Source organism: Pseudomonas sp. S2_E02 (assembly GCF_054668355.1).
Window position 1 is genome coordinate 5,347,501 of the sequence record NZ_CP162761.1, and the last position, 24,540, is coordinate 5,372,040.

Here is a 24,540-nt window from a genome sequence, read left to right on the forward strand (position 1 = left end):
GGAAAGGCGAAAAGAACCCCGGAGAGGGGAGTGAAATAGATCCTGAAACCGTATGCGTACAAGCAGTGGGAGCAGACTTTGTTCTGTGACTGCGTACCTTTTGTATAATGGGTCAGCGACTTATTTTCAGTGGCGAGCTTAACCGAATAGGGGAGGCGTAGCGAAAGCGAGTCTTAATAGGGCGTCTAGTCGCTGGGAATAGACCCGAAACCGGGCGATCTATCCATGGGCAGGTTGAAGGTTGGGTAACACTAACTGGAGGACCGAACCGACTACCGTTGAAAAGTTAGCGGATGACCTGTGGATCGGAGTGAAAGGCTAATCAAGCTCGGAGATAGCTGGTTCTCCTCGAAAGCTATTTAGGTAGCGCCTCATGTATCACTGTAGGGGGTAGAGCACTGTTTCGGCTAGGGGGTCATCCCGACTTACCAAACCGATGCAAACTCCGAATACCTACAAGTGCCGAGCATGGGAGACACACGGCGGGTGCTAACGTCCGTCGTGAAAAGGGAAACAACCCAGACCGTCAGCTAAGGTCCCAAAGTTATGGTTAAGTGGGAAACGATGTGGGAAGGCTTAGACAGCTAGGAGGTTGGCTTAGAAGCAGCCACCCTTTAAAGAAAGCGTAATAGCTCACTAGTCGAGTCGGCCTGCGCGGAAGATGTAACGGGGCTCAAACCATACACCGAAGCTACGGGTATCATCTTCGGATGATGCGGTAGAGGAGCGTTCTGTAAGCCTGTGAAGGTGAGTTGAGAAGCTTGCTGGAGGTATCAGAAGTGCGAATGCTGACATGAGTAACGACAATGGGTGTGAAAAACACCCACGCCGAAAGACCAAGGTTTCCTGCGCAACGTTAATCGACGCAGGGTTAGTCGGTCCCTAAGGCGAGGCTGAAAAGCGTAGTCGATGGAAAACAGGTTAATATTCCTGTACTTCTGGTTATTGCGATGGAGGGACGGAGAAGGCTAGGCCAGCTTGGCGTTGGTTGTCCAAGTTTAAGGTGGTAGGCTGAGATCTTAGGTAAATCCGGGATCTTAAGGCCGAGAGCTGATGACGAGTGTTCTTTTAGAACACGAAGTGGTTGATGCCATGCTTCCAAGAAAAGCTTCTAAGCTTCAGGTAACCAGGAACCGTACCCCAAACCGACACAGGTGGTTGGGTAGAGAATACCAAGGCGCTTGAGAGAACTCGGGTGAAGGAACTAGGCAAAATGGCACCGTAACTTCGGGAGAAGGTGCGCCGGTGAGGGTGAAGGACTTGCTCCGTAAGCTCATGCCGGTCGAAGATACCAGGCCGCTGCGACTGTTTATTAAAAACACAGCACTCTGCAAACACGAAAGTGGACGTATAGGGTGTGACGCCTGCCCGGTGCCGGAAGGTTAATTGATGGGGTTAGCTAACGCGAAGCTCTTGATCGAAGCCCCGGTAAACGGCGGCCGTAACTATAACGGTCCTAAGGTAGCGAAATTCCTTGTCGGGTAAGTTCCGACCTGCACGAATGGCGTAACGATGGCGGCGCTGTCTCCACCCGAGACTCAGTGAAATTGAAATCGCTGTGAAGATGCAGTGTATCCGCGGCTAGACGGAAAGACCCCGTGAACCTTTACTATAGCTTTGCACTGGACTTTGAATTTGCTTGTGTAGGATAGGTGGGAGGCTTTGAAGCGTGGACGCCAGTTCGCGTGGAGCCATCCTTGAAATACCACCCTGGCAACTTTGAGGTTCTAACTCAGGTCCGTTATCCGGATCGAGGACAGTGTATGGTGGGTAGTTTGACTGGGGCGGTCTCCTCCTAAAGAGTAACGGAGGAGTACGAAGGTGCGCTCAGACCGGTCGGAAATCGGTCGTAGAGTATAAAGGCAAAAGCGCGCTTGACTGCGAGACAGACACGTCGAGCAGGTACGAAAGTAGGTCTTAGTGATCCGGTGGTTCTGTATGGAAGGGCCATCGCTCAACGGATAAAAGGTACTCCGGGGATAACAGGCTGATACCGCCCAAGAGTTCATATCGACGGCGGTGTTTGGCACCTCGATGTCGGCTCATCACATCCTGGGGCTGAAGCCGGTCCCAAGGGTATGGCTGTTCGCCATTTAAAGTGGTACGCGAGCTGGGTTTAGAACGTCGTGAGACAGTTCGGTCCCTATCTGCCGTGGACGTTTGAGATTTGAGAGGGGCTGCTCCTAGTACGAGAGGACCGGAGTGGACGAACCTCTGGTGTTCCGGTTGTCACGCCAGTGGCATTGCCGGGTAGCTATGTTCGGGAAAGATAACCGCTGAAAGCATCTAAGCGGGAAACTTGCCTCAAGATGAGATCTCACTGGAACCTTGAGTTCCCTGAAGGGCCGTCGAAGACTACGACGTTGATAGGTTGGGTGTGTAAGCGCTGTGAGGCGTTGAGCTAACCAATACTAATTGCCCGTGAGGCTTGACCATATAACACCCAAGCAATTTGCGTCGAAGAGACCAGATTGCGGTGTGTGAAGACGAAACGAACCGAAAGTTCGATGTTCACAAACACCGAAAGCTGTCACATACCCAATTTGCTGAAGCGAGGCCACAAGGTCACGAGTCAGTACCCGAATTTCTTGACGACCATAGAGCGTTGGAACCACCTGATCCCATCCCGAACTCAGCAGTGAAACGATGCATCGCCGATGGTAGTGTGGGGTTTCCCCATGTGAGAGTAGGTCATCGTCAAGATTAAATTCCGAAACCCCAATTGCGAAAGCAATTGGGGTTTTGTTTTGCCCGCAGGAAAGTTCGTACAGCATTCAAGGATGTCGTCCGGCTGTCATACCCTGTCGACAATGCTAAGGTTCTGCCCTGGCTTTTGTACTTCTCCAAGGAAACCCTTATGCCGGACGCCCAGTCCCTCAACGCTGCATTCATGGTGGTCCAGAGCAATAGTCTGGACGAACTGCGCAGCCTTGTGATCAGCATAATGCGGCGCTATCCACTGGCCCCGCTGGAAAACGAAATCGCTCTGGTGCAGAGCAACGGTATTGCCCAGTGGCTCAAATTGGCCTTGGCTGAAGATCCAGAGGACGACGATCTCGGAGGTTGCGGTATTGCTGCCGCGATAGATGTGCAACTGCCGGGCAGTTTCATGTGGCAGCTTTACCGTATGGTATTGGGTCGAGATGAAATTCCTCCCAAATCCCTGCTCGATAAGGCCCCGCTGACCTGGCGCCTTATGCGTCTGCTGCCACAGGTCATTGATCGCCCGCATTTCGAGCCGTTGCAACGCTTCCTTACCCATGACACCGACCTGCGCAAGCGCTATCAATTGTCCGAACGCTTGGCGGATCTGTTCGACCAATATCAGGTGTACCGGGCCGACTGGCTGGAAGACTGGGCCGAAGGCCGGCATCAATTACGCACGGTCAGAGGTGAAGTAAAACCACTGCCCCCGACCAGTTGCTGGCAGGCAGAACTGTGGCGCGCGCTGCTAGATGACGTAGGCGAACAGGGCATGGCGCAGAGTCGTGCTGGCGTCCATCAACGGTTTCTCGAACGCATCAATAACCTCAACGAAGCACCTGCGGGATTGCCTTCGCGAGTGATCGTTTTCGGGATTTCTTCGCTGCCAGCCCAAGTGCTTGAAGCGCTGGCCGGGCTCGCACGTTTCAGTCAGGTTCTGCTGTGTGTACACAACCCGTGCCGGCACCATTGGGCCGATATCGTCGCCGACAAGGATCTGCTGCGGCATCAATACAAACGGCAATCGCGCAAGACCGGAATGCCAGCAGTGCTGGATCCTGAAACACTGCATCAACACGCCCATCCACTGTTGGCTGCGTGGGGCAAACAGGGCCGGGACTACATCAACCTGCTCGACAGTTATGACGATCCCAATAGCTATCGGGCGGCTTTTCGCGACGGCCGCATAGACCTGTTCAGCGAAACTCAGCCGCACAATCTGCTCAATCAACTACAGGACGATATCCTGGAGTTGCGCCCACTCAATGAAACCCGTGAGCACTGGCCTGCTGTCGATCTGGCACAGGACGAGTCGATCCGCTTTCATATTGCCCACAGCGCTCAACGTGAAGTCGAAATACTGCATGACCAGCTCCTGGCACGCTTCAGTGCCAATCCGGATCTGCGTCCGCGCGATGTGATCGTCATGGTGCCTGACGTCGATAGCTATGCCCCGCATATCCGCGCGGTTTTTGGTCAGCTTGACCGGCATGATTCGCGGTTTATCCCCTTCACATTGGCGGACCAGGGACAACGTGGCCGTGATCCACTGCTGATCGCGGTCGAACACCTGCTCAAGCTTCCCGACAGTCGTTTCCCGGTCAGTGAAATTCTCGACCTGCTCGACGTTCCCGCACTCCGCGCTCGCTTTGGTGTAGAAGAGCGCGACCTGCCGACACTGCATCGCTGGATCGAAGGCGCGGGCGTGCGTTGGGGCATGAGTGCCGAGCAGCGAGCGGGTCTGGGTTTACCCGACGAGCTTGAGCAAAACAGTTGGCATTTCGGCCTGCGTCGCATGCTTCTAGGCTACGCCGTCGGCAGTGCCAATGCATGTGAAGGGATTGAACCCTACGATGAGATTGGCGGACTCGACGCCGCACTGATCGGGCCGTTGGTGGCTCTGCTCGATGCGCTGGAACTCGCCCATCAACAGCTCACCCAACCCGCTCAACCCAAGGAGTGGGGATACCGTTTGCAGGCCCTGATGCAACTGTTCTTCAAGGCCAGTAACGAGCATGACGACTACTTGTTGACCCAACTCGAAGAGCTGCGCGAAACCTGGCTGGAAACCTGTGACGCCGTAGGTCTGGCGGATGAGCTACCACTGACCGTGGTTCGTGAAGCATGGCTCGCCGGCCTGGACCAAGGGCGTTTGTCTCAGCGTTTTCTGGCCGGTGCCGTGAATTTTTGTACGCTGATGCCCATGCGTGCCATACCGTTCAAACTGGTCTGCCTGCTGGGAATGAACGACGGCGACTATCCACGCGCACAGCCGCCGCTGGACTTCGACCTCATGGGCAGCGACTACCGTCCGGGAGATCGCTCACGACGTGAAGATGACCGTTATCTTTTGCTTGAGGCGCTTTTGTCGGCGCGCAATCAGCTGTACATCAGTTGGGTGGGACGCAGCATCCGCGACAACAGTGAGCGACCAGCCTCCGTGTTGATTGGCCAACTGCGCGATCACCTCGCCAGCGGTTGGCGATTGCTCGATGAAAACCGCGATCTGCTGAGTGCCATGACGCAAGAGCACCCGCTGCAGCCGTTCAGTGCGCGCTATTTTCATGAGGGCGATCAACTCTTCAGCTATGCCAGCGAATGGCAGGTTCTGCATCAACAGCATGAGTCTCAAAACGAAGCGCAGGTGCTGACGCCTTATGTACAAGATGAGCCGCTGAGCCTGGCGTTGTTGCAGGACTTTTTGCGCAACCCGGTCCGGCACTTTTTTACCCAACGTCTCAAAGTGTATTTCGAAGCGGCCGAAGCCCCCCTGGCCGATGAAGAGCCCTTCGTGCTGGACGCATTGCAGCGTTACACGCTCAGCGACAGCCTGCTCGAAGCTGCTCTCAGGCAACCGGACAATGTCGAACAGGCGCTGACTGCCCAGGCACGACGTCTGCAAAACAGCGGTCTGTTGCCAATGGCGGGTTTTGGCGAGTGCCTGCAACGAGAGCTGATCGAACCTCTGCCGGATCTACTGCAGCGTTATCAGCAACTGCTGACACTGTGGCCGACCCCGTTGAGCAGTGCCACGCCGGTCAACCTTGAATTACAGGGCTTGCGACTCGAAGGCTGGCTCGCCGGTTTGCATCAGCGTGCTGACGGAGGCCTGTTGTCGGTCACGACCATTCCCAACAGCATTGGCTCGATAAAAAGCCGTAAATGGCATCGTCTGATCAAACCCTGGGTCAATCATCTGGTGGCCTGCGCCAGTGGACTTTCCCTGAGCACCGCATTGGTGGCCAGCGATGACACGCTGCTGCTTGAACCGATGGAGCCGGATCGAGCGGTACGTTTCCTCGGCGATTTGCTCCTCGCCTGGCAGGCCGGGATGCGTCAGCCACTGCCGATCGCGGTAAAAACTGCCTTCGCGTGGCTCGCTCAGAGCGACCCGCTGAAGGCCGAAGCGGCCGCGCGTAAAGCCTATGAAGGTGACGGGCAGACCAGCGAAGGCGAGCGCCGCGAGAGCCCTGCGTTGTCACGGCAATTTGCCGATTTTGACGCATTGCTTGCCGAAGAGACGTTCTCCGGTTGGTGTGACGCCTTGTATCGCCCGTTGTTTGAAGCGCCCTGGCGTTCGCTGTCCACCGAAGGGGCTCGCGCATGAGTACCAAGACACCCCTCGCACTGGCATTCCCGCTACAGGGCAGCCAGTTGATCGAAGCCAGTGCCGGTACCGGTAAAACCTTTACCATTTCGGCTTTGTATCTGCGGCTTATCCTCGGGCATGGTGACGAGGCGTGTGGATTCGGCCGAGAATTGTTGCCACCACAGATTCTCGTGGTGACCTTCACCGATGCCGCGACCAAGGAACTGCGCGAACGCATACGCACGCGTCTGGCTGAGGCCGCGCGATTCTTTCGTGACGAAACGCCTGCGCCCGACGCGCTGATCGCCGAATTGCGTGATCAATTCGACTCCCCACAATGGCCCGGTTGCGCCAACCGCCTCGATGTCGCCGCGCAATGGATGGACGAGGCAGCTGTCTCGACGATCCACAGTTGGTGTCAGCGCATGCTGCGTGAGCATGCGTTCGACAGCGGCAGCTTGTTCACCCAATCCCTGGAAACCGATCACAGCGAGTTGCTCGGCGAAGTGCTGCGCGATTACTGGCGGCTGTTCTGTTACCCGATGCAGGGCGATGCCTTGAATTGGGTTCGCAGCAATTGGGGTGGGCCGGCGGCGTTGTTGCCTCGCGTGCGCGGCCTGTTCGCCAGCGAGCGTGACAGCGACGAGGGCAAGGCGCCTGCGGAGCTGATCGATGAATGTCTGCAAGAACGCCGTGCCGCGCTGATCGAGCTGAAAAGGCCATGGCGTCAGTGGGCAGACGAATTGCTCGCCATCTGTCATCAAGGTGTTGCGAGCAAAACTGTCGACGGTCGCAAGATGCAGGCGCGTTACTTCGAACCGTGGTTCGAAAAGCTCAAGGCATGGGCCGAAGATGAGTCCCTGGAACAACTGGATATCGGCACTGGTTTCACCCGACTGACTCCCGACGGGATGGCCGAAGCGTGGAAAGGCCATGCTCCCAGTCACCCCGGCCTGGACGCGATGCCGAAGCTCAAGTCGAGTCTCGATGCATTGCCAACCCCTGATGCCGCAGTGCTGCAACATGCCGCCAAATGGGTAGGCGCGCGCTTTGAAGAAGAGAAGCGGCGTCGCGCCGAGATGGGCTTCGACGACATGTTGTTGCGCCTGGATGCCGCTCTGCAATCCGACGGAGGCGAACGTCTTGCGACGTTGATTCGCGAGCAGTTCCCGGTCGCGCTGATCGATGAGTTTCAGGACACCGACCCGGTGCAGTACCGAATCTTCGAAAGTATCTATCGCATCGAAGACAACAGTCCTGAGACCGGCCTGTTCCTGATTGGTGATCCGAAGCAGGCGATCTACGCTTTCCGTGGTGCAGACATCTATACCTACCTGCGCGCGCGTCAGGCCACCACTGGCCGGCTGCATACGCTGGGCACCAACTTCCGTTCCAGCCACGGCATGGTCAACGCGGTCAATCATGTTTTCGCACGCGCCGAGTCCCGAGAGCAGGGCCGCGGAGCGTTTTTGTTCCGCGAGAAAAACGGCGACAACCCGGTGCCGTTCCTCCCCGTCGAATCTCAAGGTCGCAAGGAACAGCTGCAAGTTGCCGGGCAAGCTGTCGCGGCGTTGAATGTCTGGCTCTTGTCCACCGACCAGCCACTGTCAGGTGCGGTCTATCGTCAGCAGTTGGCGGCAGCGTGCGCCAGCGAAATCACCTCGCTGCTCAATGGTGGGCAAAACGCTAGCGCAGGGTTTATTCAGGACGGCAAAGATTTCAGAGGCCTGAGGCCGTCCGACATCGCGATTCTCGTGCGCGACGGCAAAGAAGCCCAGGCCGTGCGCGGAGAACTCGCCGCCCGTGGCGTTCGCAGCGTTTACCTGTCGGACAAGGATTCGGTATTCGCGGCACAAGAAGCCCACGACCTGTTGTCCTGGCTCAAGGCCTGTGCCGAGCCGGATGTCGAACGCTCCCTGAAAGCGGCATTGGCCTGCATCACCCTGAACCTGCCATTGGCCGAACTGGAACGTCTGAACCAGGACGAACTGGTCTGGGAAACCCGGGTCATGCAGTTCCGTGGCTATCGCGAGCTATGGCGCAAGCAAGGCGTGCTGCCGATGTTGCGCCGCCTGCTGCACGACTTCCATCTGCCGCAAACCTTGATGACGCGCACCGATGGCGAGCGTGTCCTGACCAACCTTTTGCACCTGTCGGAATTGATGCAGCAAGCAGCAGCGGAGCTGGACGGTGAACAAGCGCTGATTCGCCATCTGGCTGAACTGCTGGCAGTGTCTGGCCAGGCCGGCGAAGAGCAGATTCTGCGTCTGGAAAGTGATGAGCAATTGGTCAAGGTCGTGACCATCCACAAGTCCAAAGGCCTGGAATATCCATTGGTGTTCTTGCCGTTCATTTGTTCGGCAAAACCCGTGGATGGCAGTCGCCTGCCACTGCATTACCACGATGCAGAGGGCAAGGCTCAGATGAGTTTGAAACCAACTGCCGAGTTGGTAGCGCAAGCGGACGATGAGCGTCTGGCCGAAGACTTGCGCTTGCTCTACGTTGCGTTGACTCGCGCACAACATGCCTGCTGGTTGGGCGTGACGGATCTCAAACGGGGCAATAACAACAGCTCGGTGCTGCACCTCTCGGCGCTGGGTTATCTGCTTGGTGGTGGCGCATCGCTTGGCGAGTCCAGCGAACTGAAACGCTGGCTGCAAGATCTGCAACAGGATTGCCCGGCTATCCATATCGATGAAATGCCCCAACCCACTGACGAGCATTACCAGCCGCCACACAATGACGCCGTGCTGAGTGCCACACTGTTGCCCAAGCGCAAGGCCAGCGAAAACTGGTGGATCGCCTCCTACAGCGCTCTGCGCATCAGCGACGTGTTGAGTGGCGGCAGCGATGAAGCACCGGACAGCCCGCAAGCGCAAAAGCTGTTTGATGACGAACGCCTCGACCCCGATGCTCCACGGGAAATCATTGCCGGCGGTGCCGATATTCACCGCTTTCCGCGCGGTCCCAATCCCGGAACGTTTCTCCACGGTTTGCTGGAATGGGCCGGAGATGACGGCTTTGCCGTTTCCCGCGAGGCGCTGGAGGATGCGATTGCCCGACGCTGCAACCTGCGCGGTTGGGAGGGTTGGATCACCACCTTGAGTGACTGGTTGCAGCATTTGCTCAAATCGCCACTGCCGATTGCCGGCGGGCAGCCACCGGTTGTACTCGAACAACTGAAGCAGTATCGGGTCGAGATGGAGTTCTGGTTCGCCAGCCATAAAGTCGATGTAGTCAAACTCGACGAACTGGTGCGTCAGCATACGCATCGGGGCGTGGCCCGCGTGGCAGCCGAACCGGTGCAACTCAACGGCATGTTCAAAGGCTTCATCGACCTGACCTTTGAACACGATGGCCGTTATTACGTGGCGGACTACAAATCCAACTGGCTAGGTGTGGATGATCAGGCCTACACCGAGCAGGCCATGGAACAGTCAATCCTCGACAACCGCTATGACCTGCAATACGTGTTGTACCTGCTGGCGTTGCATCGCCAGCTCAAGGCGCGGCTGCCTGATTACGATTACGACCGACATGTCGGCGGCGCGTTGTATCTGTTCCTGCGTGGCACGCGTGCTGACAGTCGTGGTGTGTATTTCGCCCGTCCACCCCGTGAACTGATCGAGCGTCTCGACCGTATGTTTCAAGGAAAACCTGAACCCAAGTCCGAACCCGCCTGGGAACAGGGAGTCCTGCTATGAGCCGCACCTTTGCCGATTTGCTCCCCACGCCGTTGGCAGCCGACAGCCTGTCGAGGCTTTCGCCGCTGACTCGCGCCGATGACCTGTTGATATTGCTGACTCGTTGGGTCGAGCGTGGCTGGCTGCGTGCGCTGGACAAAGCGTTCGTCGCGTTCCTGCACGAACTTGAGCGCGACACCGATCCGCTGGTGCTGCTGGCTGCCGCCCTGACCAGCCATCAACTGGGCCACGGTCATGTCTGTCTTGATCTGTACGAAACCCTGAAGGCTCCTGACTTCGCGCTGTCGCTGCCCCCCGAAGGCGACGTGCAAGGCGGTGTGCTGTTGCTGCCGTCGCAATTGCTTGAGGCGCTCGACGGTGCTCACTGGTGCAAGGTTTTGGCCGGCAGCTCTTTGGTCGCGCTGGCGGCGGATACCAGCGATTTCGCACAGCAACGCCCGCTGGTATTGTCGGGCAAACGTCTGTATCTGCGACGCTACTGGACCTACGAACGGCGCATTGATACGGCGTTGCGCGAGCGCCTGCAGCAAGTCGAAGCAACACCGGACGATCTGCCGCAGCGCTTGAACGAACTGTTCGGATCAGCGAGAACGGGTGAGGTGATCGACTGGCAGAAACTCGCCTGCGCCATTGCGACTCGTGGTGCCTTCAGCATCGTCACCGGGGGGCCGGGGACCGGCAAAACCACCACGGTCGTGCGTTTGCTGGCCCTGCTGCAAGCACCCGCAGTCGCTACCGGTCATCCGCTGCGGATTCGTCTGGCGGCACCGACAGGCAAGGCCGCGGCGCGGTTGACCGAGTCCATCAGCCAGCAGGTGCAGTCGCTGAAAGTTACCGAAGAGGTGCGGGCGAAGATTCCTTGTGACGTCACCACCGTGCATCGCCTGCTGGGCAGCCGTCCCGGCACCCGCCATTTCCGCCACCACGCCGGCAATCGCTTGCCACTGGATGTGCTGGTGGTCGACGAAGCCTCGATGATCGACCTGGAAATGATGGCCAATCTGCTCGATGCCTTGCCACCCCATGCACGCCTGGTTCTGTTGGGCGACAAGGACCAACTGGCCTCTGTGGAGGCGGGCGCTGTGCTGGGGGATTTGTGCCGTGACGCCGAGGGTGGCTGGTACAGCCCGCAGACCCGACAGTGGCTGGAGTCGGTCAGCGGTGAGTCGTTGCAGGGCAGCGGCTTGCATGAAGACGTCGAAGGCGCTCACCCGCTGGCGCAGCAGGTGGTCATGCTGCGTCACTCCCGGCGCTTCGGCGAGGGCAGCGGGATCGGTCAGCTCGCGCGTCGGGTCAATCAACAGTTGCCGGATGAAGCGCGTCAGTTGCTCACCGCCGGACACTATGACGACGTGTATTCGTTGCCGCTCAAGGGCGAACAGGATCACAAGCTGGAGCGCCTGCTGCTGGAAGGGCACGGCGACGGCCCGCAGGGTTACCGCCATTATCTGAGTGTGCTGCGTGACCAGCGCCCACCCTCGGCTCGGCCCCTCGAACATCCGGACTGGGTCGTTTGGGCCCGCGAAGTCTTGCAAGCTTTCGACACTTTCCAGTTGCTGTGCGCCGTGCGCAAAGGGCCGTGGGGCGTCGAAGGTCTGAATCAGCGCATCACCGCCGCATTGCTCAAAGCACGTCTGATTGAAAACGATCAGCAATGGTACGAAGGCCGTCCGGTTCTGATGACTCGCAACGATTACGGTCTGGGCTTGATGAACGGCGACATCGGTATCGCCCTCAAGCTGCCCGAGCGCGAAGGGCCGGACGCGGGAAAACCGGTATTGCGCGTGGCGTTCCCGCGCAACGACGGCCAGGGCGGCGTGCGCTTTGTACTGCCCAGCCGCCTGAACGACGTTGAAACCGTCTACGCCATGACGGTACACAAGTCCCAGGGCTCGGAGTTTGCCCACACGGCGCTGATCCTGCCGGATGCCTTGAACCCGGTGCTGACCAAAGAATTGATCTACACCGGTATCACCCGCGCCAAGCACTGGTTCACCCTGATCGAATCCCGCCCGGGGGTGTTCGAGGAAGCAGTGCAGCGCAAGGTCAAACGCCTGAGTGGGCTGATGCTGGAACTGGAAGAGGGCGCCGTGCCTCGGGGGTGAAAATCCAGACGATTGACGGCGATTACTGACCGACCGGTCAGGGGGCGCTGTCTCGCTGGCGTTCCAGTGCTGTGCTATCGTTGCGGCATCATTTCGCTACGATCCAAGAGAATCCCTGCATGAAGGTGTCTGTCTGGGCGACAGAGCGCGTAGTTGTCTGCAAGCACGCGTTGCTTGTCGGTCTGCTCTGGTTGTTGACGGGTGCGGCTGTCGCACAGTCGCAAGCGCCGACGGGCATGGCCGAACAACGGGCCAAATCTGTCACTCAGGTTGTTCTTGGCATTCTCAGCTACGCGCGCTGGCCGGTGGAACCGGCGCAATTGCGCTTGTGCATCGTCGGCCCCACCGAATACACCGATGATCTGGTCAAAGGCACCACTCAAGCCACCGGCCGGCCGGTGACCGTACGTCGCCTGCTGGCCGACAACCCGGCCATCGTCAGCGACTGCGATGCGGTGTACATCGGCAAACTCACGGTGGATGAACGCGCTCGCTTGTTCGCTTCACTGATCGGTCATCCGGTGCTGAGCATCAGCGAAGGCGGCGATCAGTGCACGGTTGGCAGTCTGTTCTGTCTACGCGTTGGCGATGAACAGGTGTCTTTCGAGGTCAACCTCGACTCTGTTGCCCGCAGCGGCGTGCGTATTCATCCAAGCGTGCTGCAATTGTCGCGTCGCAAACCGGCGGCGCCATGAAACTGTTCCGAGCGGAAAAACGCCCGACGTTGGGGTCGGTCATCGGCCGAGGGCATTTGATTGTTGCGCTGGTGGGCGTGGCGATGGCCAGTGTTTCGCTGACATTGCTCGGTGTATTGGCGTTACGGGTTTACGCCGACCATAACCTGCACTTGATCGCCCGTTCGATCAGCTACACCGTGGAAGCTGCGGTGGTGTTCAACGACAAGACGGCCGCCAACGAATCGCTGGCGCTGATTGCTTCCGCCGAAGAGGTCGCTGATGCCCAGGTGCTGGACAGCCAGGGACAACTGCTCGCGCATTGGCAGCGACCGGAAAACGGCTTGTTCTCTGAGCTGGAAATGGAGATCACCCGCGCCGTCCTGGAAAAACCCATCAGCCTGCCGATCGAGCATCAGGACCGTGAAATCGGTCGCGTATTGCTCACTGGTCATGGCGGTAGCCTGATGCGCTTTCTGCTCAGTGGTCTGGCGGGGATCATCCTCTGTACCGCGATCAGCGCCTGGGTCGCGCTCTACCTGGCGCGGCGCCAGTTACGCGGCATCACCGGCCCCCTGCGCAGCCTGGCCGCCGTCGCCCACGCCGCACGCAGTGAACGTGCGCTGGACCGCCGCGTGCCGCCGGCGCAGATCGCCGAACTCGATAACCTCGGCAATGACTTCAACGCCTTGCTCGACGAACTGGAGTCGTGGCAAACCCATCTGCAAAACGAAAATGAAACCCTCGCTCACCAAGCCAGTCACGACAGCCTGACCGGTTTGCCAAACCGCGCCTTTTTCGAAGGGCGGTTGATCCGCGCGTTGCGCAATGCTGGCAAACACGATGAGCGCGTGGCCGTGTTGTTTCTCGACAGTGACCGTTTCAAAGGCATCAACGACAACTTCGGCCACGCTGCCGGTGATGCGGTGTTGGTGGCCGTAGCCAACCGCGTTCGTGCGCAGTTGCGCGAAGAGGATCTGGTGGCGCGGCTGGGCGGTGACGAGTTCGCTGTGCTGCTCACGCCGCTGCACAAGGTCGAAGATGCCGAGCGGATTGCCGACAAGATCCTCGCCAGCATGGACATGCCCATCGCGTTGCCGGGCGACACCAGTGTGGTGACCTCGCTCAGTATCGGCATTGCGGTTTTTCCCGATCATGGTGCCACGCCGGGGGCCTTGCTCGATGCCGCCGATGCGGCGATGTATCAAGCCAAGCGCCTGTCGCGCGGCGCCCAATTCACGGCCGGGGCGGAGCACCCGGTCGATTCCGTGCAAACCAGGAGCTGACTCTCGTGTCCACACTGACCATTCGATCTTTTTACGCTGTGCTGTTGATGGCCGTACTGGCCCTGACCGGTTGCCAGACCGCCCCGCAAAAAGGCCTGACCCCGGCGCAAGTCGCCGTGCTCAAACAACAGGGCTTTGAACTGACCGACGAGGGCTGGGAGTTTGGCCTGTCCGGCAAAGTGCTGTTTGGCAGCGACGTCGAAAGCCTGAACACGCAAAGCACCGAGATCGTTGAACGCATCGGCAAGGCATTGCTGGGCGTCGGTATCGAGCGCGTGCGGGTCGATGGCCACACTGACGCATCGGGCAAGGAAACCTACAACCAGCAACTGTCCCTGCGCCGTGCGAAAAGTGTCGCCAACGTCCTGCGCACAGTCGGCATGAAGGACGAGAACATCCAGCTGCAGGGCCTGGGCAGCAAAGAGCCGGTGGCGTCCAACGATACGGCAGCCGGTCGTACGGAAAACCGCCGGGTCTCGATTGTGGTCAGCGCCGACTAATCGGCGAACTGCATGTCGCGGGTTTGCCCCATCAGCAGGCCCTGATTACGCTCGGTCACCTCACGGATGTAATCCCACAACAGGGTGATCCGTTTCAACTTGCGCAGATCCTCCCGGCAGTACATCCAGAACTGCCGGGTGATGTCGATGTCCTTCGGCAATACCGGCAGCAGGCGCGGATCCTGTGCGGCGAGGAAGCACGGCAGAATCGCCAGAGAACGCCCCTGCTGTGCGGCGACGAACTGCGCGATCACGCTGGTGCTGCGCAAATGCGCGCTGGCGCCCGGCAACACGTTCGCCAGGTACAGCAGCTCCGAGCTGAACGCCAGGTCATCCACATAACTGATGAATTGATGCTTGCCCAAGTCTGCCGGGCGGCGGATCGGTGGATGTTTGTCGAGATATTCCTGAGTCGCGTAGAGCTGCAAACGGTAGTCGCAGAGTTTGCAGCAGACGTACGGCCCATGCTCCGGGCGTTCCAGGGCAATGACGATGTCGGCCTCGCGCTTGGACAGGCTGATGAAGTGTGGCAGCGGCAGGATGTCCACCGAGATGGCCGGATAGGCGTCGACGAAATGGCTCAGCTGCGGCGTGATGAAAAAGCTGCCGAAGCCCTCCGTGCAGCCCATGCGCACATGCCCGGACAACGCCACCCCGGAACCTGATACCTGCTCGCAGGCCATGTGCAATGTGCTTTCAATCGACTCGGCATAACCGAGCAAGCGCTGGCCTTCGCTGGTCAGGACGAAGCCGCTGGTGCGCGACTTTTCAAACAACAGCGTGCCGAGTGCCGCTTCCAGCGAACTGATCCGCCGCGACACCGTGGTGTAGTCGACAGCCAGCCGTTTGGCCGCGGTGCTGGCCTTGCGGGTGCGGGCGACTTCGAGGAAAAACTTGAGGTCGTCCCAGTTCAGCGAACCGAGGGAGGTGATGTTTTTTTGCATGATGGACGGGCTTATATGTGCGTTCTTATTAGAAGTTTGCACATCTATACTCCAAAAACAGTCCGACAACCAATTCGTGACACACGCCTCATCTCAAGGCGAACCCTTCGCCTTGGCTCCTACGATAAAAACAAGTTTCGGAGACCAGCATGAACGCATCGCTTACGCCCAACGACACCACGCTGCAGAAGGTCAAACTACTGATCGACGGCGAGTGGGTCGAGTCGCAGACCACCGAATGGCACGACATCGTCAACCCGGCCACCCAACAAGTGCTGGCCAAAGTGCCGTTTGCCACCGCCGCTGAAGTCGATGCCGCCGTCAGCGCCGCCCAGCGTGCTTTCCAGACCTGGAAACTGACTCCGATCGGCGCGCGCATGCGCATCATGCTCAAGCTGCAAGCGCTGATCCGCGAGCACTCCAAACGCATCGCCGTCGTCCTGAGTGCCGAGCAGGGCAAAACCATTGCCGACGCCGAGGGCGATATTTTCCGTGGTCTGGAAGTGGTCGAGCACGCGTGCTCTATCGGCAGCCTGCAAATGGGCGAGTTCGCTGAAAACGTCGCCGGCGGCGTTGATACCTACACCCTGCGTCAGCCAATCGGCGTGTGTGCCGGCATCACCCCGTTCAACTTCCCGGCAATGATTCCGCTGTGGATGTTCCCGATGGCCATCGCTTGCGGCAACACTTTCGTTTTGAAGCCTTCGGAGCAGGATCCGCTGTCGACCATGTTGCTGGTGGAGTTGGCCATTGAGGCCGGCGTTCCGGCGGGCGTGTTGAACGTGGTTCATGGTGGTAAAGATGTGGTCGATGGCCTGTGCACGCACAAGGACATTAAAGCGGTGTCCTTCGTCGGTTCGACGGCCGTCGGCACCCACGTTTATGACCTGGCCGGCAAGCACGGTAAACGCGTGCAATCGATGATGGGCGCGAAGAACCACGCCGTGGTGCTGGCCGATGCCAATCGCGAGCAGGCGCTGAATGCACTGGTCGGCGCCGGTTTCGGTGCCGCCGGGCAACGTTGCATGGCCACCTCGGTAGTGGTGCTGGTCGGCGCGGCGAAACAATGGCTGCCAGATTTGAAAGCGCTGGCGCAGAAACTCACCGTCAACGCCGGCAATGAGCCGGGCACCGACGTCGGCCCGGTGATCTCGAAGAAAGCCAAGGCGCGAATTCTCGACCTGATCGAAAGCGGCATCAAGGAAGGCGCCAAGCTGGAACTGGACGGCCGCGACATCAAGGTGCCGGGCTACGAGCAAGGCAACTTTGTCGGCCCGACCCTGTTCTCGGGCGTGACCACCGACATGCAGATCTACACCCAGGAAATCTTCGGCCCGGTACTGGTGGTGCTGGAAGTCGACACCCTTGATCAGGCGATTGCGCTGGTCAACGCCAACCCGTTCGGCAATGGCACTGGCCTGTTCACCCAGAGCGGTGCGGCGGCGCGTAAATTCCAGACGGAAATCGACGTCGGCCAGGTCGGCATCAACATCCCTATCCCCGTGCCGGTACCGTTCTTCAGCTTCACCGGTTCGCGCGGTTCGAAACTCGGCGACCTCGGTCCGTACGGCAAACAAGTGGTGCAGTTCTACACGCAGACCAAGACGGTCACGGCGCGCTGGTTCGATGACGACAGCGTCAACGACGGCGTAAACACCACCATTAACCTGCGCTGAGGAATCGACCATGAAAATCGCATTTATCGGTCTGGGCAATATGGGCGCGCCAATGGCACGCAACCTGATCAAGGCCGGCCACTCGCTGAGTCTGGTCGACCTGAACAAAACCGTGCTGGCGGAACTGGAGCAACTGGGCGGCAGCATTCGTGCTTCGGCCCGTGAAGCTGCTGAAGATGCCGAACTGGTGATCACCATGCTGCCGGCGGCGGTGCATGTGCGCAGTGTCTGGCTCGGTGAGGACGGTGTGCTGGCTGGCATCCGCCAAGGTGTGCCAGCGGTGGATTGCAGCACCATCGATCCGCAGACCGCTCGCGATGTGGCTGCCGCTGCGGCGAAACAAGGCGTGGCCATGGCCGACGCGCCGGTGTCCGGTGGCACCGGTGGCGCGACGGCGGGGACGCTGACCTTCATGGTCGGCGCCACCCCGCAACTGTTCGCCACCCTGCAACCGGTGCTGGCGCAAATGGGCCGCAACATTGTGCATTGCGGCGAAGTCGGCACCGGGCAGATCGCCAAGATCTGCAACAACCTGCTACTGGCGATCTCGATGGTCGGTGTCAGCGAAGCGATGGCGCTGGGCGATGCGTTGGGCATCGACACCTCGGTGCTGGCCGGGATCATCAACAGCTCGACCGGGCGTTGCTGGAGTTCGGAGATGTACAACCCGTGGCCGGGCATCGTCGAAACGGCGCCGGCCTCGCGTGGTTATACCGGTGGGTTCGGTGCGGAACTGATGCTCAAGGATCTGGGGTTGGCGACCGAAGCAGCGCGTCAGGCGCACCAACCGGTGGTGCTCGGCGCGGTGGCGCAGCAGTTGTATCAGGCGATGAGCCAGCGCGGTGACGGCGGGAAAGACTTCTCGGCGATCATCAACAGCTATCGCAAGCCTGCAATTGAAGGGCAGCGCTGAACAAACTGCGGGAGCGAGCCTGCTCGCGATGACGGCGGTTGCTTCAACAAGGAAGTGACTGACGGTCCGCTTTCGCGAGCAGGCTCGCTCCCACAGGGGATTTGCGTATATCAGACATTGTTTGCCGGGAAATCACGTCGGGTGATCTCCCGGCTTTTTTGCATCAGGCAAACACGAAATATTTACGCACGGTCTCGACCACTTCCCACGTGCCTTTCATCCCCGGCTCAACCACGAAAATATCGCCGGCGCGCAGATGAATCGGCGCCATGCCGTCCGGAGTAATCACGCAGTAGCCTTCCTGGAAATGGCAGTACTCCCACTTCACATAATCGACGCGCCATTTGCCCGGTGTGCAGATCCACGTACCCATGATCTTGCTGCCGTCTTCGCTGGTGTAGGCGTTGAGGTTGACGGTGTGCGGGTCGCCTTCGAGTTTTTCCCATTTGCAGGCATCGAGTACCGGCAGCGGATGAGTGTCGCGTAGAACGGTGATAGGGGCGGTCATGTGTCGGCTCCAGACAAGGCGATCAAACGGAAGCTGCACCCTATAGCGCCGTGCCTTGGCCCAGATGTCTGTGCTCGACATGCAGATATCCAGAAACGCTGCCAGGTTTTACGAATGGAGACGTAAACCTTCCAGCAAAATCAATTAACGGCAGTATTGATCTAAAACAAAGGCTATGAAGTTATAACTATTTTACTTGTCTGGTTTTTACTTTTAGTACGTCTGTTCCGTTGCGTCCTTAGTTGCTTTCGATAGTCAACCTGCCTGATACCGCGGGCGCCCCACCATACCCCGTCTTTGTTAAGTAAATAAGTCGCTCACCGCAACAAGGAGGTGCGGTTTCAGTGGGGGGTTGCAGACTTTTTTCGAGTTGTAAAAAAACCTTGAATAGTTCGTTGACTCTCCCCTTAAGGGCAGAGTTTAGATTCCCGCCGCGTGAGAAGTTGCTGTGGGAAAAGTTACTTTTCATAAGTCGAATTCATGAAGTAGTCACGACATATAGGGAGATAGAAATGAACAATCCATTGGACTTGGAACATGTCGTTGCCAGCACTCGCGAAATCCTCGCACAGCTGTTGGTGATGGATGCGAATGACATCGAAGAAAACAGCAGCATCGTCGAAGACCTCGGTGCCGACTCGCTGGACATCGTCGACCTGAGCTTCCAGCTGGGCCGCCAATATGGCTGCACACTGCCGAAAACCAGCGTGCTTGACCATGCGGTGGCGGTTTGCGGGGATGCCAGCGAGTTTCTCGCCAGCGGTCGCATTACCGAAAGTGGCAAGCACCTGCTTGAGCAAAGCCTCAGCGCCTACACCCCGGATCAACTGAAAGCGGGCATGCAGCCGGCTCAGGTCTTCGCTGCGACCACCGTGCGTAACTGGGCCAACCAGTGCCGCAATCTCTTTAACTACCTGCCGGCAGCGTGCCCGGATTGCAACGCTCACCAAGCGGTTCTGAACGAGCGCCAACAAGTGGTCTGCGGCGCGTGCAGTGCACGTCTGGTGCCGGCGGATGGCGATGAAGTGTCCCGTCAATTGGTTGAGCAGTTTGTCACCACTCACACCAAAGAAGTGGTGTAGGAGTTCTCATGCGGGCACGAGAAGTCTATGTGAGCGGGTTCGGTCTGGTGGCGCCCATGGCGCTGGACGCTGCCACGTTGTTCGAGCGGATTTGCCGGAAGCAATCCTGTGTCCGCGAACATCCTCGGTTCAAGGCGCTGGGATTCAACAACAGCGCCGCCGGTTTTATCGACGATACGCAGTGGCAGCGCATCGGGGCCGGTTTCGGTGGCAACGCCGCGCTGCACCCACGGCAAAGTGTGCTGGCCGAATACGTTGCCCGGCAGGCGCTGGAGCATGCCGGTCTGACACCGGCAGACTTTGCCCACAGTCGCAGCGGTCTGTTTCTGGGCGCCAACAAGTACTGTGCCGACAGCCACGACCTGCAGCGGCTCAGCCGGTGCATGGATGAGGCCGGACGCGTCGACCTCGACCGTCTGCTGGACAGTCCGGCAGCGTCCAGCGCGACTTTCACCCGGCGGGTCGATCAACAGACGCAGCACCTGGCCGATCGGCTCGGCATCCGCGATCACATCTCGACCCATTCCGATGCCTGTGCCGCCGGCACCATGGCCATCGGCAGTGCTTACCGGGCGATCGAGCGCGGAGAGATCGATCTGGCTATCTGCGGCGCCGTCGAACTGATGGCCAACGAACTGCCTTATTACATGTTCAACAGCCTCGGCGCGCTCTGTCAGGCTGACTTGCCGGCGAGCGAACAAAGCCGCCCGTTTATGCCTGACCGTAGCGGTTTTGTCCTCAGCGAAGGCTCGGCGATGGTCATTCTCGAATCCGCTGAACACGCCCAACGGCGCAAGGCTGCGCCACTGGGCCGGGTGTTGGGTTACGCGAATGTCTGCGAGGCGCAGAAAATGACCTCCAGCAGTCGCGACGGCAGTAAATACGAGGAATGCATGGAAGCAGCAATCGAAGACGCCGGGCTGCTGCGCAGCGCCGTGCAACACGTCAACACCCACGGTACCTCCACGCAGGCCAATGACAGTTGTGAAGCGTTGGCGCTGCAGCGTCTGTTCGGCGGCTGCCAGGACTTCATGACATTCACCGCCAACAAGTCCGCCATCGGGCATTCCCTGGCAGGCAGTGGCGCGATCGAAGCGGTGCTGTCGCTGATGAGCCTGCGTGACGGTGTGCTGTTGCCCACCCTGAATTACGACCCCGAGCGCGCCGAATACCCTTCGCTGAAGTTCTTGAGCGAGCCGGTGCGACAGCCGATCAGCGTGGTGATGTCCAACTCGTTCGGCTTTGGCGGCATCAACAGCTCGCTGGTTCTGGGGAGGGCATGACATGAACCGAGCCATCTACCTGAATGCCGCTGCGGTGCTGAATGTGGCGGGCAGTGAATGCGCTGACTTGCTCGGCACACCCTGCGCGGCGCAACCGCTGGCCTTTGACGCACAGCGTCAGGCGTTTGCCTTGCCGACGCCGCGACTGGCCAGTGATCTGTTTGATCGCAAGATCCAGCGCAGCGTCGAACCGCAGGGCTTGCGCCTGTTGCATTGCGCCGCACGGCTGGCGCCAGCGCTGGCGGCGCTGCAATTGTCCGCGTCACGCATTGCCCTGACAGCGGCCATTCCTGAAGTCGACGCGCCGAGTCCTTGCTGGGATGCGGTGCAGGCGATCATCGAACAGCCGCAAAAACAACTGGCGCAGTTATTGGCCAACACACCGCCCCTGCATGCGCTGACCCTGCTCAACAGCAGCGTCATGGCCTATGTGGCTGAAGCATTGAATTGCCATGGGCCAATGGGTGGATTTTGTTCTCAGGACAACGCCGGGCTGGATGCGCTGATCGAAGCTTGCCAGCAGATTGGCGAGCGACATGCCGACGCCGCGTTGGTGGTCAGCAGCAGCCCGAACCTGACCCCGGCCCTGTATCTGCGCGAGCCCGATCAGGCGAACGAAGCGATTTTCGGTGAGGGCGCCGCCGCGCTGTTGCTGGCGTCGACACCAGCACCGGGTGCGGCACACGCCGTGCGCATTGCCGGATTTGCCCGTGGTTACAGCAACGATCCGCAACGCTCTGTGGCGGTGGGTCGGCGCGTCATCGATCAGGTCCTGAGCGTCGAAAAACTGCGGGTCGGCGACGTCGAGCATATCGTCGGTAATTGCGCTGACGGGCAAGTGATGAAGTTGCTCGAAGCTTTCCCGCGCGAGATTCGCAGTACCCGCGCCATGACCGGCGAACTGGGCGCCAGCGGCTTGCTGACAGAGGCCGCACTGACTTTGCATCTCAGCGGTGATACGGCGGCGGCACCGGGTTACACGCTGCTCGTCAGCCACATTCGCGCCGGTCATTGGGGCGCATTGCTGTTGGCCAGTGAAACCATGGAGAAGCACGCATGAGTGCGACACGGATTGTGATCACCGGCATGGGCGCCGTCACCGGTTTCGGTTTCGAATGGCAGACCCTCTGGGAAAAAATGCTCGGCGCCGAACATTGCGTGCGGCCATGGCAGCCGGACGACTTGCAAGAGGCGTCGTTCGCGGTGCGTTATGCCGCGCCTGTCGACATGCGCCTGTTGCCGGAAAAACTGCACAGCCATCCGGCCTGGACGATGCCGCTGGAAAAGCGCAGTCGGTTTGGCTGGGTGGCTGCCACGCAGGCAGTCGGTGACAGCGGCTTGCAGCCAGAACAGTTGCGGGGCGCGGCGGTGCTGTGTGCTTCGGGAGCACCGCAGCACATGCTCGCCGACATGCTGCTGACTGAAGCCCCGAATGGCGGCACCCCGAGTTGGTCGTACCTGATGCCGCGGGCCGGGCAAGTGAATGCCGATGGCTCACTGCGCCAGAGCAACGATCGTCTGGCGCGGGTAATCGCCGACGACCTGGGCTGTGAAGGACCGGTGATCAATATCAGCAGTGCCTGTGCCGGTGCTTCACAAGCCATTGGCAATGCCTTCCAGATGATTCGTCGCGGAGAAGTCAGCGTTGCGCTGGCGGGTGGCGCCGACTCGGTGCTCAACCTCGACACCATGGCCGCGTTGTATCTACTCGGTGCCGCGTCGGGCGAGCAGCGCTGGGGCGCGGATCTGTGCCGTCCGTTCGATCGTGACCGCAGCGGTCTGATTGCCGGCGAGGGCGGTGGTTTTGTCGTGCTGGAAAGCCTCGAACATGCCTTGGCCCGTGGCGCCACGCCGTATGCCGAGGTGTTGGGTTTCGGCAGCAGTCTGGATGCCTACAAAGTCACCGCACCGCAACCGGAAGGACGCGGTGCGGCACTGGCGATGCAGGCCGCGCTGGATGACGCCGGTTTGCGCGCGCAGCAGATTGATCTGATCAACGCCCACGGCACTTCGACACCGCTCAATGACGTGGCCGAGACCCTGGCGATCAAAAGCGTGTTCGCCGAGCACAAGCATTATCGAACCCTGGCCGTCAGCGCCAACAAATCACAGTTCGGTCACCTGATCGCGGCCGCTGGCGCCCCTGAATGCATCGTCACCGCGTTGGCCTGCCTCAACGATCTGGTCACGCCAACGGTGAACCTGCATGACGCCGACGAACAGTGCGATCTGGATTACTGCGCCGGGCAAGCCGTCAGCCGCCGAGTGGATTACGCGTTGAGCAATTCCTTTGGTTTCGGTGGCCTCAATACCTCGCTGGCCCTTGGCAAATATCGGGAGCATGGAAAATGACTGACGCCACTGTACGTGTCGCGATCGCCGGCAGCGGTTGTGTATTGCCCACCGGCTGGGGCGTTGAGGGTTTCTGGGCGGCGGCCCGCGAAGGGCGCAGCGCAATCTCGCCCCTGAACTCGTCGCTGTTCCGCAGCGAGCGGGTGACTGCGTTCGGGCACATCGCTGATCGAGATCATCAACGTAGCCGTCAGGACGTTGCGCAAAACCTCCAGCGTTACTGCCCGCCGGCGGTGATCTGGGGCGTCAGTGCGGTGCGCCAGGCGTTGGCCGAGGCCGAGCTTGAACCGGGCCGCGACAACGTGCGTTTTGGTCTCTATTGCTGCCAGGGCGGTTACACCCATCCCTCGCTCGCGTCTTACGGTGAACTGCTGCACGAATGTCAGACCGAGAGCGGTGCCGACATGCAGCGTCTGGCCAAACGTGTGTTGCAGGAGCGCGCGCTCGATCCGTTTCTGGTGCTCAAGAGCCTGAGCAACGGTTTGCTCGGCGTCGTCAGTCTGGCCTTGAAGCTTGAGTGCGAATGCAACGCCTACATGCAAGGCGTGGCCGGCAATCTGGCGGCGCTGCGCGAAGCCTGCGCGGCGTTGCAGAGCGGTCGGATCGATGCGGCCATTGTGGTGGGCGCGGGTAGTGAACTGGATCCGCTGGCCCTCGCCGCACTGGCCGAGGCGGGGGTGATCAGCACCGACGGTTCGCCAAGCCTGCGTGCCTTTGATCGCCAGGGCCGTGGCGGCATTGCCGGCGAAGGTGCGGCGGCGCTGGTACTGCGCCGCGCCGATGATCTGCCGGGCGGGCCGCAAGCCTGCCTGACAGCACTGTTCGCCCATCCGCGTCTGGACTCGCTGAGCTTGCCGGACAAACAGGTGGATCTGCTGATCAGCAGCGCCACTGGCGATCCGCACAAGGATGCCGATCTGGCCCGCACGCTGGCGCGAACCGGCGCCGCGCACATCACCAGCAGCACGCCGCTGACCGGCATGCTCAGTGGTGCACCGAGCCTGGTTGATCTGATCTTTGCCCGGCTGGCTTTGCAGGCGCAGAGCATCCCGCCGGTCAGTGGCCTGGAGCAACCGCTGGATGCGCATCTGCCGTTCGTTATCGGCGGGCCGCGCGATGCCGTGCTCCACGATTGCCTGGTCATCAACCGCGACGACAACGGTTTTAGCGCCGGTTACCAACTCGAATTTCACGCGGCTGACTGACCGTCGGCACGCAACG

The 24,540-nt window shown here is 59.7% G+C and carries 15 protein-coding genes and 2 rRNA genes (1 of these 17 only partly in view); 15 read left to right on the forward strand and 2 right to left on the reverse strand.

Going from position 1 to position 24,540, the window contains the following annotated elements:
- The 8 genes from AB4O01_RS23925 to AB4O01_RS23960 all read left to right on the forward strand — a co-directional run.
- A 23S ribosomal RNA gene (locus tag AB4O01_RS23925) occupies positions 1–2,436 on the forward strand; it begins 458 nt to the left of the window's first position.
- Between the two features lie 151 nt (positions 2,437–2,587).
- Positions 2,588–2,703 (forward strand): 5S ribosomal RNA (rrf, locus tag AB4O01_RS23930).
- Positions 2,704–2,857: 154 nt separating this feature from the next.
- Entirely contained in the window at positions 2,858–6,310 is a 3,453-nt protein-coding gene (gene recC, locus AB4O01_RS23935; RefSeq protein WP_093442400.1) for an exodeoxyribonuclease V subunit gamma, read from the forward strand.
- Complete coding sequence (gene recB / locus AB4O01_RS23940) at positions 6,307–9,996, forward strand: exodeoxyribonuclease V subunit beta (RefSeq protein WP_460089791.1); 3,690 nt, start codon at positions 6,307–6,309, stop codon at positions 9,994–9,996. The genes recC and recB overlap by 4 nt, the downstream gene beginning before the upstream one ends.
- Positions 9,993–12,101, forward strand: coding sequence for an exodeoxyribonuclease V subunit alpha (gene recD / locus AB4O01_RS23945; protein ID WP_460089793.1), 2,109 nt, complete (start codon positions 9,993–9,995; stop codon positions 12,099–12,101). Before recB ends, recD begins: the two co-directional genes overlap by 4 nt.
- Before the next feature lie 119 nt (positions 12,102–12,220).
- A complete protein-coding gene (locus tag AB4O01_RS23950; RefSeq protein WP_093442386.1) occupies positions 12,221–12,796 on the forward strand; it encodes a YfiR family protein in 576 nt (191 codons plus the stop codon).
- Positions 12,793–14,061 carry a diguanylate cyclase domain-containing protein gene (locus tag AB4O01_RS23955; protein ID WP_460089795.1) on the forward strand — a complete coding sequence of 423 codons (1,269 nt, stop codon included), beginning with the start codon at positions 12,793–12,795 and terminating at the stop codon, positions 14,059–14,061. Before AB4O01_RS23950 ends, AB4O01_RS23955 begins: the two co-directional genes overlap by 4 nt.
- A gap of 47 nt (positions 14,062–14,108) precedes the next feature.
- Positions 14,109–14,561, forward strand: a complete 453-nt coding sequence (locus tag AB4O01_RS23960) for an OmpA family protein (protein WP_095051054.1) — start codon at positions 14,109–14,111, stop codon at positions 14,559–14,561.
- On the opposite strand, the gene AB4O01_RS23965 is transcribed toward AB4O01_RS23960, so the two are convergent.
- Positions 14,558–15,505, reverse strand: a complete 948-nt coding sequence (locus AB4O01_RS23965) for a LysR family transcriptional regulator (protein ID WP_093442376.1) — start codon at positions 15,503–15,505, stop codon at positions 14,558–14,560. The genes AB4O01_RS23960 and AB4O01_RS23965 overlap by 4 nt on opposite strands.
- A gap of 149 nt (positions 15,506–15,654) precedes the next feature.
- Between AB4O01_RS23965 and AB4O01_RS23970 the strand changes: the two genes are divergently transcribed.
- Complete coding sequence (locus AB4O01_RS23970; RefSeq protein ID WP_038357437.1) at positions 15,655–17,181, forward strand: CoA-acylating methylmalonate-semialdehyde dehydrogenase; 1,527 nt, start codon at positions 15,655–15,657, stop codon at positions 17,179–17,181.
- A gap of 10 nt (positions 17,182–17,191) precedes the next feature.
- A complete protein-coding gene (gene mmsB / locus AB4O01_RS23975; protein ID WP_093442369.1) occupies positions 17,192–18,094 on the forward strand; it encodes a 3-hydroxyisobutyrate dehydrogenase in 903 nt (300 codons plus the stop codon).
- 163 nt (positions 18,095–18,257) lie between these two features.
- Here the strand turns inward: mmsB and AB4O01_RS23980 are convergent, their stop codons facing one another.
- A complete protein-coding gene (locus AB4O01_RS23980) occupies positions 18,258–18,602 on the reverse strand; it encodes a cupin domain-containing protein (RefSeq protein ID WP_003177747.1) in 345 nt (114 codons plus the stop codon).
- A gap of 512 nt (positions 18,603–19,114) precedes the next feature.
- Between AB4O01_RS23980 and AB4O01_RS23985 the strand changes: the two genes are divergently transcribed.
- The 5 genes from AB4O01_RS23985 to AB4O01_RS24005 are packed head-to-tail and all read left to right on the forward strand — an operon-like array spanning position 19,115 to position 24,524.
- Positions 19,115–19,684 carry an acyl carrier protein gene (locus AB4O01_RS23985; RefSeq protein WP_460089797.1) on the forward strand — a complete coding sequence of 190 codons (570 nt, stop codon included), beginning with the start codon at positions 19,115–19,117 and terminating at the stop codon, positions 19,682–19,684.
- Between the two features lie 8 nt (positions 19,685–19,692).
- Positions 19,693–20,967, forward strand: a complete 1,275-nt coding sequence (locus tag AB4O01_RS23990) for a beta-ketoacyl-[acyl-carrier-protein] synthase family protein (protein WP_093442363.1) — start codon at positions 19,693–19,695, stop codon at positions 20,965–20,967.
- 1 nt (position 20,968) lies between these two features.
- Positions 20,969–22,027, forward strand: coding sequence for a beta-ketoacyl synthase (locus AB4O01_RS23995; protein ID WP_460089799.1), 1,059 nt, complete (start codon positions 20,969–20,971; stop codon positions 22,025–22,027).
- Positions 22,024–23,319 (forward strand): beta-ketoacyl-[acyl-carrier-protein] synthase family protein, encoded by a 1,296-nt coding sequence (locus AB4O01_RS24000; protein ID WP_460089801.1) that lies wholly within the window; start codon positions 22,024–22,026, stop codon positions 23,317–23,319. The genes AB4O01_RS23995 and AB4O01_RS24000 overlap by 4 nt, the downstream gene beginning before the upstream one ends.
- A complete protein-coding gene (locus AB4O01_RS24005; protein ID WP_460089804.1) occupies positions 23,316–24,524 on the forward strand; it encodes a beta-ketoacyl synthase N-terminal-like domain-containing protein in 1,209 nt (402 codons plus the stop codon). The genes AB4O01_RS24000 and AB4O01_RS24005 overlap by 4 nt, the downstream gene beginning before the upstream one ends.
- Positions 24,525–24,540 lie beyond the last annotated feature (16 nt).

Coding starts and splice junctions, on each gene's coding strand:
- recC (WP_093442400.1), top strand. CDS start 2,858: ATGCCGGACGCCCAGTCCCTCAACGCTGCATTCATGGTGGTCCAGAGC.
- recB (WP_460089791.1), top strand. CDS start 6,307: ATGAGTACCAAGACACCCCTCGCACTGGCATTCCCGCTACAGGGCAGC.
- recD (WP_460089793.1), top strand. CDS start 9,993: ATGAGCCGCACCTTTGCCGATTTGCTCCCCACGCCGTTGGCAGCCGAC.
- AB4O01_RS23950 (WP_093442386.1), top strand. CDS start 12,221: ATGAAGGTGTCTGTCTGGGCGACAGAGCGCGTAGTTGTCTGCAAGCAC.
- AB4O01_RS23955 (WP_460089795.1), top strand. CDS start 12,793: ATGAAACTGTTCCGAGCGGAAAAACGCCCGACGTTGGGGTCGGTCATC.
- AB4O01_RS23960 (WP_095051054.1), top strand. CDS start 14,109: ATGGCCGTACTGGCCCTGACCGGTTGCCAGACCGCCCCGCAAAAAGGC.
- AB4O01_RS23965 (WP_093442376.1), bottom strand. CDS start 15,505: ATGCAAAAAAACATCACCTCCCTCGGTTCGCTGAACTGGGACGACCTC.
- AB4O01_RS23970 (WP_038357437.1), top strand. CDS start 15,655: ATGAACGCATCGCTTACGCCCAACGACACCACGCTGCAGAAGGTCAAA.
- mmsB (WP_093442369.1), top strand. CDS start 17,192: ATGAAAATCGCATTTATCGGTCTGGGCAATATGGGCGCGCCAATGGCA.
- AB4O01_RS23980 (WP_003177747.1), bottom strand. CDS start 18,602: ATGACCGCCCCTATCACCGTTCTACGCGACACTCATCCGCTGCCGGTA.
- AB4O01_RS23985 (WP_460089797.1), top strand. CDS start 19,115: ATGAACAATCCATTGGACTTGGAACATGTCGTTGCCAGCACTCGCGAA.
- AB4O01_RS23990 (WP_093442363.1), top strand. CDS start 19,693: ATGCGGGCACGAGAAGTCTATGTGAGCGGGTTCGGTCTGGTGGCGCCC.
- AB4O01_RS23995 (WP_460089799.1), top strand. CDS start 20,969: ATGAACCGAGCCATCTACCTGAATGCCGCTGCGGTGCTGAATGTGGCG.
- AB4O01_RS24000 (WP_460089801.1), top strand. CDS start 22,024: ATGAGTGCGACACGGATTGTGATCACCGGCATGGGCGCCGTCACCGGT.
- AB4O01_RS24005 (WP_460089804.1), top strand. CDS start 23,316: ATGACTGACGCCACTGTACGTGTCGCGATCGCCGGCAGCGGTTGTGTA.